Origin of the sequence: Vibrio sp. B172a, assembly GCF_030248355.1 — a bacterium.
GTDB classification, from domain to species: Bacteria; Pseudomonadota; Gammaproteobacteria; order Enterobacterales; family Vibrionaceae; genus Vibrio; species Vibrio owensii.
On the sequence record NZ_JAHGAC010000026.1, the window covers coordinates 61,761 to 73,475 of the forward strand.

9 protein-coding genes are annotated in these 11,715 nt (G+C 47.6%); 5 read left to right on the forward strand and 4 right to left on the reverse strand.

The features are described from left to right. The first annotated feature begins 251 nt into the window (after positions 1-251). A complete protein-coding gene (gene katG / locus KIT90_RS20940) occupies positions 252-2,432 on the forward strand; it encodes a catalase/peroxidase HPI (protein ID WP_039841649.1) in 2,181 nt (726 codons plus the stop codon). A 122-nt stretch (positions 2,433-2,554) separates the two neighbouring features. Here katG and KIT90_RS20945 read toward each other — a convergent pair whose 3' ends face one another. From KIT90_RS20945 to KIT90_RS20960, 4 genes are all read right to left on the reverse strand, one after another. After that, on the reverse strand, positions 2,555-3,625 hold the full coding sequence (locus KIT90_RS20945; RefSeq protein WP_285378514.1) for a polysaccharide lyase family 7 protein: 1,071 nt from the start codon (positions 3,623-3,625) through the stop codon (positions 2,555-2,557). A 260-nt stretch (positions 3,626-3,885) separates the two neighbouring features. Further along, positions 3,886-5,175, reverse strand: coding sequence for an MATE family efflux transporter (locus KIT90_RS20950; protein WP_373417709.1), 1,290 nt, complete (start codon positions 5,173-5,175; stop codon positions 3,886-3,888). 183 nt (positions 5,176-5,358) lie between these two features. Beyond that, the gene (locus KIT90_RS20955) at positions 5,359-6,075 is read right to left on the reverse strand and encodes a FadR/GntR family transcriptional regulator (protein ID WP_285378518.1); all 717 of its coding nucleotides are present in this window, start codon (positions 6,073-6,075) and stop codon (positions 5,359-5,361) included. A gap of 119 nt (positions 6,076-6,194) precedes the next feature. Continuing rightward, positions 6,195-6,971 carry an SDR family NAD(P)-dependent oxidoreductase gene (locus KIT90_RS20960; protein ID WP_005437107.1) on the reverse strand — a complete coding sequence of 259 codons (777 nt, stop codon included), beginning with the start codon at positions 6,969-6,971 and terminating at the stop codon, positions 6,195-6,197. Positions 6,972-7,339: 368 nt separating this feature from the next. On the opposite strand from KIT90_RS20960, the gene KIT90_RS20965 reads away from it, so the two are divergent. From KIT90_RS20965 to KIT90_RS20980, 4 genes are all read left to right on the forward strand, one after another. After that, positions 7,340-8,059, forward strand: coding sequence for a FadR/GntR family transcriptional regulator (locus KIT90_RS20965; RefSeq protein WP_005437106.1), 720 nt, complete (start codon positions 7,340-7,342; stop codon positions 8,057-8,059). A 174-nt stretch (positions 8,060-8,233) separates the two neighbouring features. Continuing rightward, positions 8,234-10,096, forward strand: a complete 1,863-nt coding sequence (locus KIT90_RS20970; protein ID WP_285378520.1) for a putative nucleotidyltransferase substrate binding domain-containing protein — start codon at positions 8,234-8,236, stop codon at positions 10,094-10,096. Beyond that, positions 10,096-10,812: a 3'-5' exonuclease gene (locus KIT90_RS20975; protein WP_285378522.1), complete on the forward strand. Its 717-nt coding sequence runs from the start codon at positions 10,096-10,098 to the stop codon at positions 10,810-10,812. The genes KIT90_RS20970 and KIT90_RS20975 overlap by 1 nt, the downstream gene beginning before the upstream one ends. Positions 10,813-10,830: 18 nt before the next feature. Continuing rightward, a complete protein-coding gene (locus KIT90_RS20980) occupies positions 10,831-11,715 on the forward strand; it encodes a DMT family transporter (protein ID WP_038875669.1) in 885 nt (294 codons plus the stop codon).

Genomic DNA, 11,715 nt, shown 5'->3' on the forward strand with positions numbered 1-11,715 from the left:
TAGCGACACTTTGAGGTTCATTTTCTCGCACGAGACTAAGCTTGCGAAAACCATCCTCTTCATCCTTTATCTTCGAAAAGAATTACTGAGATCCAACGTCAATATTGAGCATTAAATACGGTTAAGTTATTGAAGAATGACACTGATCATCTTTTGAACAAAATCCCGAAATATAACGTAAAACCGCAAGGGCGAAATACGCAACCTGTAACTAAACTTTGGGAACACTAACCCCAGTTAGGGAGCAAGAGATGAGCGACAAAAACAATCACTCCAAATGTCCTGTCATGCATGGAGCGAATACCAACCAACAGGCAGCTGAATTCAATTGGTGGCCGAAAACCCTCAACCTCGACATTCTTCATCAACACGACCAAAAAACCGACCCAATGGGCGCGGATTTTAACTATGCCGATGCTTTTAACTCTCTCGATTTAGAGGAAGTAAAAAAAGACCTAAAAGATCTGATGACCGACAGCCAAGATTGGTGGCCAGCGGACTGGGGTCATTACGGTGGCTTGATGATTCGTATGGCGTGGCACTCTGCAGGGACTTATAGAATTGCAGATGGTCGTGGTGGCGCAAGCCGAGGTAACCAACGTTTTGCTCCACTCAACAGTTGGCCAGATAACGGCAACCTAGATAAAGCACGTCGCCTACTTTGGCCAATCAAAAGAAAATACGGCAACAAATTGTCTTGGGCCGATTTGATGATTCTCGCTGGTAACATGGCTTATGAATCCATGGGCTTTAAGACGTTTGGTTTTGCTGGTGGTCGTGAAGACATTTGGCATCCTGAAAAAGACATTTACTGGGGCGCAGAAAAAGAGTGGTTGCAACCAAGTGGCGGCGAGAACAATCGTTACTCTGGTGAACGCGATCTAGAAAACCCACTTGCAGCCGTAATGATGGGTTTGATTTACGTAAATCCTGAAGGGGTCGATGGCAAACCTGACCCAATCAAAACTGCACACGATATGCGTGTCACCTTTGCGCGCATGGCAATGAACGATGAAGAAACCGTAGCGCTCACCGCAGGTGGTCACACTGTGGGTAAAGCACACGGTAATGGCGATGCTTCCCTACTCGGCCCTGAACCGGAAGGCGCAGAAATCGAAGACCAAGGCTTTGGTTGGCTGAACAAAACCTCTCGCGGCATAGGACGTGATACCGTCACCAGTGGCGTGGAAGGAGCGTGGACCACTAACCCAACCAAATGGGATAACGGCTACTTCCATTTATTGTTCACGTACGACTGGTGGGTTACTAAGAGCCCAGCGGGTGCTGCTCAGTGGGAGCCAGTGAACATCAAAGAAGAAGACATGCCAGTGGATGTGGAAGACCCAAGCATCCGTCGCAACCCAATGATGACCGATGCGGATATGGCGCTTAAGTTTGATCCGGAATACCGCAAGATTGCAGAGCGTTTCCGTGATGATCCTAAGTACTTCGAAGATTGTTTCGCCCGCGCTTGGTTTAAACTGACTCACCGCGATCTAGGCCCTAAATCTCGTTACCTCGGCCCTGATGTGCCAGCAGAAGACTTGATTTGGCAAGATCCCGTACCACCTGTCTCTTACCACCTATCTGAAGAGAACATCGATGCGCTCAAGATGGCGATTCTCAATAGTGAATTGAGCATTGCCGAGTTGGTTTCTACCGCTTGGGACAGCGCTCGTACTTACCGTGGTTCTGACCGTCGCGGCGGTGCCAATGGCGCACGTATTCGTCTTGCTCCGCAAAAAGATTGGGTGGGCAACGAGCCAGAAAGATTGCAGAAAGTATTGAGCGTGCTCGACGATATTCGCACCACACACAACTCGCCAATTAGCATGGCGGATTTGATTGTGCTTGCGGGTGGTGTAGGTATCGAGAAAGCGGCATCCAACGCAGGTATGAATGTCTCTGTACCATTTAGCCAAGGACGTGGAGATGCGACGGACGCCATGACCGATGCCGATTCGTTCGATGTGCTTGAACCAATTCACGATGGCTTCCGCAACTGGCTGAAATCCGATTACGTCGTAACGGCCGAAGAGCTGTTATTGGAAAGAAGCCAATTGATGCAACTGACCGCTGTCGAGATGACGGTGCTCATTGGTGGTATGCGTGTTCTTGGCACCAATTATGGTGGTACAAGCCAAGGTGTATTCACCGATAACGTCGGCGCACTGACCAACGATTTCTTCGTTAACCTCACTGATATGAGCTACACATGGCATCCAACCGGTGATAACGAGTACGAAATCCGCGAACGCGCTTCTGGCCAAACCAAATGGACAGCGTCTCGTGTCGACTTGGTGTTCGGTTCCAACTCAGTACTGCGCTCTTACGCTGAGGTTTACGCTCAGGACGACAACAAAGAGAAGTTTGTCCAAGACTTTGTCGCAGCTTGGGTGAAAGTGATGAACAACGATCGCTTCGATCTATAACACTTTCCCAGACGCAGACAAACATAGATACCGATAAACATAGACACCAAAAAACTTAGCAACCAACTAAAAATCCCTACCACGTGGTAGGGATTTTTTTAGCAAGGTGTCTAATTTCGGGCTTATTTGCCGTTTAACTTCAAGACAGAGAAGGCCGCACTGCTGTAATCGCCGTTCTTCTTATCCGTCTCGAAATCTCCCGTTCCTTCACAGCCTGTCGCCCAGAAGTTTTCGCCAGTTTTCACGCTGCATTGTCCGTAAGCGCCCGCTTTAAAGTAGAACCACTCGTTCGCATAACCTTTCGCGAAGTCTTTCTTATCCACTTTTCCATAGGCGTCGACGTTATTGCTCAAGTCGAGTTCATACTTCACGGTTGGGTGGCCTTCGGCTTCGAACGCGAGCTGCATAATGTTACCTTCGACTTTAACGCTGTAGCTGAACTCTTCACCAAGTGCGATGCCTTTGTCTCCCGGTTCGGCGTTGCTTTCCCATGTATTACCCCATACCGGATAAGCGATGTCTGTGCGATCAGGATCCGCTTTCGCGAGGTTGCGTTCGTATGTCCAGAACACCGATCCCATCTTATGGTTAGGCCATTTCTTGTAGAAGATTTTTAGTGGTTCATTGCCGTGTCCAAACCCTGTGTTCGCCTCTAACTGAGCCGGATCTTTGCCTGCATGAATCTGCCCTACCACGACGGAATACGCTGGGTATTTTTCTGGGTTCTTAGAGCGCGTAGCAACGTGGTTTACTTTTAATGTCGCTTCTAATGTTCCTCCTACTGCGCTGAATGATTCCGCTTGAGGGTGCGCGGCAATCGCCCAGTTGTTTTCTGGTGCTTTCACACTGATATCGACATCAGTGCCTCGACCCATTTGGCGCAGCTCAGAACGCGCGTTTGTAGAGCCCTTTGTTGTCACCGCCATGTTCGGCACTTCAAAGACCATATTGTCGTTTTCATCTAAGAAGAAAAATTGGTGATGTGAGTAACTGAGCATCGCCACCCCTTCGATTTCATCCGCTCGACCGTTGTTGTCTTTGTCCATTGGCAAGGTGATTTTCCAGTTCATCATGTCGAACTTATCCGCAGGCACTGGATGAGGTGTCTGATTGTGGGCCAAAGCGGTCATTGGTAGCGTAGTAAGTAACGCGGCAGCGAGGAGATTCTTGTTCAGTCTTTTGTTATTACACATGGGTTTGGACTTCCTTATTTATGTATTATTGTCGTACATATTAATTGTTAATCCAGAGATTAAACCGAACAGAAAATCGGGTGTGTAAAATCGCTCACAGTTTGATCATTGCAAGTTCTACTTGGATCAAACTTTAAGAAAAAGTGATAGATAAAAGCAGGTTATTTAAACCAAACACTCAGCAGTAAACTATAGAGACAAAAAAGCCCTCATCATTGAGGGCTCTTTACTAGACGAAAAATCAAAATAAAAACGACAAATTAATCATACATAAGCCTCTCAGCTTTCTTGAGATCAAACTCGTTGAGTGATTTACGCGCCAAGTGCCTAAATGGCAGTGCTTTCACTATTTCTTCAAATGGCATAACGGCGAACGCCCAAAAGAAAGAGAGATCCCAATGCAGAATGATCAATGCACACAATGGGATGGACACAATCCACTGACCAGTGAAGTTGATCTTAAAGACTTCTGTGGTCTTGCCCAACGCACGTAACACGTGACCGTGTACCGTGTTATAGCCACGAACAATCGGCAGAAAGACGTATAACGGCGCGATAGAAGCAAGGGCAACGTAAGTGCTTGGATCTAGATCTGGGTATAAATCCGGTAGAACAAAACTTAAGGCTAAGAAGAACGCCGCCGAGACAAATGAGATCATCACAGCCATGTCGATGCTGATATCAACATTCTTACGCAGTTCATCCATTTGTCGTGAACCAATCGCTTGGCTGATCGTGATCGCCGACGAGTGTGCCCAAGCCGTGATGAACTGAGTCCCTGCTTTGATCCAAGGCATCACGATGGTCATAGCTACGTACGCGTTCAATGTCAGCTGTGAGTACAACAACATGTAGATAGTCGCGCCGGTTTGCAACATGGTCACGTTCGCTGCAACGGGGAATATCTCTTTAAAGTGATTTAGCGTGTTGGCCTTCAGTGACGCATCTAGGTTCTTAATCGACAAGACGATGGAATCATCCCATCGAATACAAAGAGTTAGGTACAGCAATCGAATGGTGATGGCGATTAAACTGCCTGCTGCCGCGCCTTGCACACCAATCCCCTCAAAACCAGCAAAGCCATGAATCAACACGTACGACATTGCCATGTTGACGGGCAGCTCAATCAAGTAACCTTTGAACGGCACTTTGGTTCGGCCAAGCGCATTAAATAAAGCAATCATGACTTGCGTAATCGCGTTGAAGATGATGATGAACTTGGCCACAGCGAGGTAACGTTCGGTCTCTGCATAAAGGGCAACGTTGTCGGTCAACTTACTGATCAACGCTTTGTCGAAGGCGGTAATCAGTGTCCAAAACACAACCGCGACCAAAACGTTGATAATTAAGCCCGCCCAGAAACCTTTGTTCAGCGACAGGTGTTGCCCAGATCCAACTGCTCGGCTGAGTACCAACTGTGAGCCGTTCGCCAACGCCATTTGGATACCTAAAACAAAGGAGACGATGGTGGTAGCAATACCCATGGCAGCAAGGGAAACTTCACCGAGTGGTGAGACAAGGAAGGTGTCGATCATTAACATCGACTGCATTAATAATGCGTTCAAGGCCAACGGCCAAGCAAGGGACAGATTTTTTCTTATATAGGGTTGGGAAGACATGGTAGACCTTTCGGAGTTGTCACAAGCGCAACTAGCAAGCCAGCCGTTGCCGCTAAACGTTGGCCTTGCCCTATCCTTTCACCGTTAGAGCAAAGCCAAATACACGTTGATTCATCAACCGTTGACGACCTGAGCCAGTTTTTGGTTTTCGTCGTTAAGCAATGTATGCGACGCGATACGAGCTTGGTCTCCATTCCCCGCCATAATGGCATCGTAAATCGCGCTATGCTCTTCAATACAGAATCGACCGCCTTCAGCTGAGTGATCGATAAACTGCTTGAAGATGGTCGACAAAATATTGCTAAACGGAATGTAGAATTGATTGCCTGTTGCAAGGAATATTGTCTGGTGGAACAGGTGGTCGTTGACCGTCCAATCGTCATAATCGAAACGATTGGCTGCCATGGTCATACGCTGAAAAATAACCGACAACTCTTTGCGTTGCTCTGCTGTTGCGTTATTCGCCGCTAAGGCACAGGCCTCTGGTTCAATCGCTTTACGCAACCCCAAAAACTGAGCCAGAAACGGCTCGGTATCTTCTAAATCTTGAATCCACTCCAAGAGTTGAGGGTCGAGAAAATGCCAATGGTTGCGCGCACGAATGGTCGTCCCCACCTTTGGCTTTGACTCGATTAGCCCTTTTGCTGAGAGCAGTTTGGTTGACTCGCGTAATGCTGTGCGACTCACGCCAAACGCGTCACAGAGATCCATCTCATTGGGTAGCTTTTCATTTTGGTTTAGCTCACCTGACAGTATTTTGCGGGCGATTTGTCTGGCAACTTGCACATGGATCTTGCGGTGTGAATCCTCCACAAGAGAAAACTTTGCCATTTGACGCTCCTTATAATTATGCTTCCAGTGCCGTGGCACTTGGTAAATGATCAAAAAAAGCCAGACGAAGCTGGCTTTTTGAGGTCAGTGTATTCGTCTGAAACGAAATAAGTCAGCGCTTATGGCGCCATTTGTCCGCCGTTTACATCCAGCACTTGGCCAGTGATGTAACCAGAACATGCATGTGAAGCGAAGAAAGCAAACGTTGGTGCCACTTCTTCGATTCGACCGAAGCGACCCATAGGGATACCGCTTGCGATTGCTGCTTTCAACTCGTCAGATTTACCATCGTGGAATGCTGTGTCGATAGTGCCTGGAGAAACGATGTTGAAACGGATGTTGTCTTTAGTGAACTCTTTCACCCAGTTACGATGAATGTCGTGTAACCACGCTTTTGATGCTGCGTAGATACCAGCACCAACACCGCCGCCTTCACGAGCTGCGATAGAGCCAGTGCTGATCACACATGCTGTCTCACCAGACTCCGCTGCAGATGCACGTAGGTGCGGAATTGAGTATTTGGTTGTCATCAACGCAGAACGAGCGTTCAGATCCATCACGCGGTTGTAGAACTCATCATCGATGTTTTCTAGGTTTTCACGACCGCCAAGACCACCAGCGTTGTTGATTAGCACGTCCATGCCACCGAAATGATCGGTAAATTCCTTAACCAGTTTTTCGCAATCTGCGGTCACCATAAGGTTCGCTTGGAAAAACTTAACATCGCCACCAAGTGCGGTTAGCTCAGTCACTGCTGCATCTGCGTCAGGACCGGTTTGATGACTGTTAATGCCGATTTTAGCGCCGTATTTTGCGAACACGCGTGCCGCCGCTAGGCCCATACCTGACGTAGAACCAGTGATAAGTACGCGCTTACCTTTCAAATCGTTAAACATGACGGTTTACCTATGTTAGTTATTCGTGCTTTCGAAATAAATCATACAATAAGATCTTTCGGTCGCAAGCGTATTTGCGCCCAATTGAGCGAGATCCGGCAAAATTCGTCAGTTTTGCGTTGCATTTGTGGTTTGGGTCACAACAAGTAGGATTTTACAGCTATTATTTGTATGAATAATTTAACAACTTGATAGCGATAAAAACGATATTGAAGAAGCGGTCAAGTCAACGCAATCATTGATTGTGTCTAGTGAAAACACGCGTTATGTGAACCTTCTTATATTACGTTCACATCTGCTTGGTGGGTGGGGACAAGAGTGCTATAGTACGGCTTAAATAATACATATTTAGTAATTAAGTGAAGATTATGTCTGGCGAATTTCATTCTATCTCAGGCTCTAAGCGAAGCCTTCATGTGCAAGTAGCGCGTGAAATCGCACGTGGTATTTTGTCTGGTAAGCTTCCTCAGGGCTCTATCCTACCTGGCGAAATGGTTCTTTGTGAGCAATTTGGCATCAGCCGTACTGCACTACGTGAAGCAGTGAAATTGCTAACTTCGAAAGGTCTACTTGAGTCGCGTCCTAAAGTTGGTACTCGCGTCATCAACCGCGCTTACTGGAACTTCTTAGATCCTCAGCTGATTGAATGGATGGACGGTCTTGCAGATACTGACCAGTTCTGTGGCCAATTCCTTGGTTTACGCCGTGCGATCGAGCCAGAGGCATGTGCACTTGCTGCTATCCACGCGACTGCGGAACAACGTATTGAATTATCTGAAACTTTCCAACAGATGGTCGACGTTGCAGAGGCGGAAGAGTTTGATCATGAAAAATGGATGGAAGTGGACACTCGCTTCCACAGCCTGATTTTCAATGCAACAGGTAACGACTTCTACCTACCATTCGGCAATATTCTGACGACGATGTTCGTTAACTTTATTGCGCACTCTTCGGAAGAAGGCAGCACTTGTATCAAAGAACACCGTCAGATTTACGATGCAATCATGGCAGGTAACTCTGACAAAGCGCGCCAAGCATCAGCGAATCACTTATTAGACTCTAAGCACCGCTTAGCGCCAGTAAAATAAGTTCAGCGGCAAACCATTGAAAGCACGCGTCCTTCGCGTGCTTTTTTGTCTCTACTCCCCCTCTTGCTTTAGCCAGAATCCTCTCTATCCCCACAAAAAACTTCTAATCCAGTGATACTTTGATTAAATTTGGATATATAATAATACAAATTAACTTTATTAAAGTGCTGTGTTATGACTGAATCTTTGCTGCCAAACATCCTGCAATTTATTGGGCAAGTCGACCCATTCGACAAGATCCCAAAACCCGCTTTACGTGAACTCGCATCGCACGTGCAGATTACTTACCTGGGCAAAGGTGAAGTCATTGACCAATGCGTGACAGGCCAAGAAAAGTCACTCTACATCATACGTACTGGCTCCATGGAGCAAAGAAAGTCTGATGGTGTGCTACGTGCGAAACTAGGACCAGAAGACATCTTTGGCTTCACCTTTCTTGGCAGCCAAATCGACAGCACTAAAGGCTACCGTGCCATTGCGATTGAGAACTCACTGGTTTATGTGATTCCCAACTCGGCGCTTAAAAAACTGTTCGAAACCCACCCTGAATGTGCAGAACACTTTGCTTCTCAAGCGCAAGTTCGTTTGAAATCCGCGCTGGATGTGGTGTGGTCAAACAAAGAGAAAGGCTTGTTCATTCGCCGCGTTGGTGAGGTTGCCAGCGGTCGCGTTGCAGTGGTGACTTCCGACCAGTCGATTCAAACCGTTGCAAACGAGATGCTAACCAAATGCTCGCCATGCGCCGTGGTTTACGAGAACGACAAAATTGTAGGCTTGATTACCGACCGCGATATGACCAAGCGCGTTATCGCACAAGGGGTAAGTACTGACCGCCCTATTTCTGAAGTGATGACCCACGATCCGCAAACCATCAAACCGGATGATCTCGTCTTGCATGCCGCATCGATGATGATGCAGCACAATATTCGCAACCTGCCATTAGTGGAAAACAACAAGGTCGTCGGCGTACTGACTACGACACACCTTGTGCAAAACCACCGTGTGCAAGCCATCTTCTTGATCGAGAAAATCAAATACGCAGGCAGCGTGAAATCCCTGTCGAGCTTTACCCCAGAGCGTCAAGCGATCTTTGAAGCTTTGGTGGATGGGCACGTTTCACCGGAAGTCATCGGTAAAGTGATGACGATGATCATGGATGCCTACACGCGCCGTTTGATTCAAATCGCGATTGATAAGCTTGGTCCACCTCCATGTAAGTTCTCATGGATTGTGGCAGGCTCTCACGCTCGTAACGAAGTCCACATGTTGTCGGATCAAGACAGCGCGATTGTCCTTGCTGACCACGCGACAGAGAACGACCGAATTTACTTCAAGCACCTTGCTATGATCGTCAGTAACGGCCTTGCGAGCTGTGATTACCCTTTGTGTCCTGGCAAATTTATGGCTGCAACGCCAAAGTGGTGCCAACCTCTAAGCGTCTGGAAGAAGTACTACAAGAAATGGGTTGCCAACCCAGAATACGAGCGCTTACTAAACATCAGCGTGTTCTTAGAAATTCGTACCCTTTACGGCAATAAAGATTACGAGAGCATCTTGCGAGATGAACTGCATACTAACATTCGCAGCAACCGTGAGTTCCTCTCCATGCTAGTGAACGATGCGGTGAACACCAATCCCCCGTTGGGCATCTTCAACAGTTTGGTTTTGGAGAAGTCGGGTGAGAACAAGAAGACGCTCGATGTGAAGAAATACGCCATCAATCTGATCATCGATTTGGCGCGCATTTACGGTTTGGCGGTTGAGTGTGATTTAACGGCTACCGACGAGCGTTTTAAAGCCGCGAATGAAGCGGGCGTATTAAGTGAAGATGCATACAAGAACATCCTTAACGCGTACCAGTTCATCTTGTCGTTCCGTTTTGGTCATCAGTTAGAAGCGCTAAAACGTGGTGAAGAGCCAAATAACCACATCGACCCAAATACGTTCGGTAGCTTTGAACGCCAGCACCTGAAAGACGCCTTCCGTATTATTGCTGACTTGCAAGAAGCGGCGAAAGTGCGTTTTGGGAGCCGTTAATGAAGCGAATCCTAGAACACTTTCATCCTTGCTCGCGTCTGAATCGAAAGCGCGAGCAATACGTGAAACAGACTACCATGCCAGAGCACATCAAAGCGCTGATTCAAACGCCACGTCTGGAAGCAACGCAATTCGCACAAGACGCCAACTACATTGTGCTGGATTTGGAAACGACCGGCTTAGACAGTGAAGAAGACTTGATTTTGTCGATCGGTTGGGTAGACATTGCGAATGGCAAAGTGGATCTGGCCACCAGCCAACACATGTACATCAATAGTGATTCGCAAATTAAGCCAGAAACCGCGGTGATCAACCATATTACGCCGCAAATGCTGTCCGAAGGCGTTTCAATCCATGATGCCATGCGAGCGTTTTTCCATGCTGCCAAAGGCAAGATCTTGGTCGCTCACGCTTGTGTGGTCGAAACCCAGTTCATCAATCAGTATCTACATCGTGTGTTTAAACTCAGCGAACCGCCTTTGGTTTGGCTCGACACCATGTGCATTGAAAAACATCTACAGAAAGCGATTAATCCTCGTGACGAAATTGATGTCACTCTCTCTGGCACTCGCGCTCGTTATGGCTTGCCTGAGTACAACGGACACAATGCGCTAGCGGATGCGGTTGCGACGGCAGAGTTGTTGTTGGCACAAAAAACTCGCATTACTCCTCAAGGAAAAACCACCATCGGTACCCTTTATCGATTGAGTCTTTAACTCTCTAGCCATTCCAATATGAAAAAATCTGATGTCTCTAGCGCCATCTTCCTTTTGGTGGCGGCGAACTTGGTCGCGTCCCTTTCCGACGTGTCCCTCAAAATGCTTAATGGCGAAGTACCCACTTTTCAATACGTCTTTATTCGCCAATTAATCAGTCTGGTGTTGCTGTTACCTCTTTGGCTTCGTTTGGATAAACGAGAACGTCAAATGGGATGCGATTGGATCACCTTCTGGCGCGCGCAATTGATTCTGATAGGCAGTGCCAGCGCTATGGTAGCGATCACGCATCTGCCATTGGCGACAGCGAATGCGATTTTCTATGTCGGTCCACTATTGGTGCTGCCGCTCTCGGTTATCTTCCTTAAAGAAAAGCCCTCCAAAGGAAAGATTTTTGGTACTTTGATTGGCTTTGGTGGCGTCTTAATTGTGCTTCGTCCTGAACATTTTCATTGGGCCGCGATCATTGCTCTCGGCAGTGCGCTTGCCATCGGTGTGGGCAACATCCTTATTCGCCGTATGCCACAAGAGCAGCCTTTGGTGTGCACCTTGTTTTGGACAACGTTAATGACATTACCAGTCGCTTTATTGCTCGCCTACCCTCAATGGCAAGCCATTACATGGCAACACCTAATGTGGATTGTGGCGATTAACTTGTTTGTACTTGCTTACCACGCCTTGGTGGTCAAAGCGTTTAAGCGTGCACCAGCAAGCCAGATTGCATTGGCTGAGTATTCCGGACTGGCGTTTGTAACACTGTTTGGCGTGATGTGGTTTGATGAAATACCCGACCTGTTTACCGCGCTCGGGATCATCCTGATTGTGCTGCCGATGATGCCGCTCAATTGGCAACGTTTATTGGGGAACAAGCGCCGAGCACCAGCAGCGCAAGAAGTGTCTTAA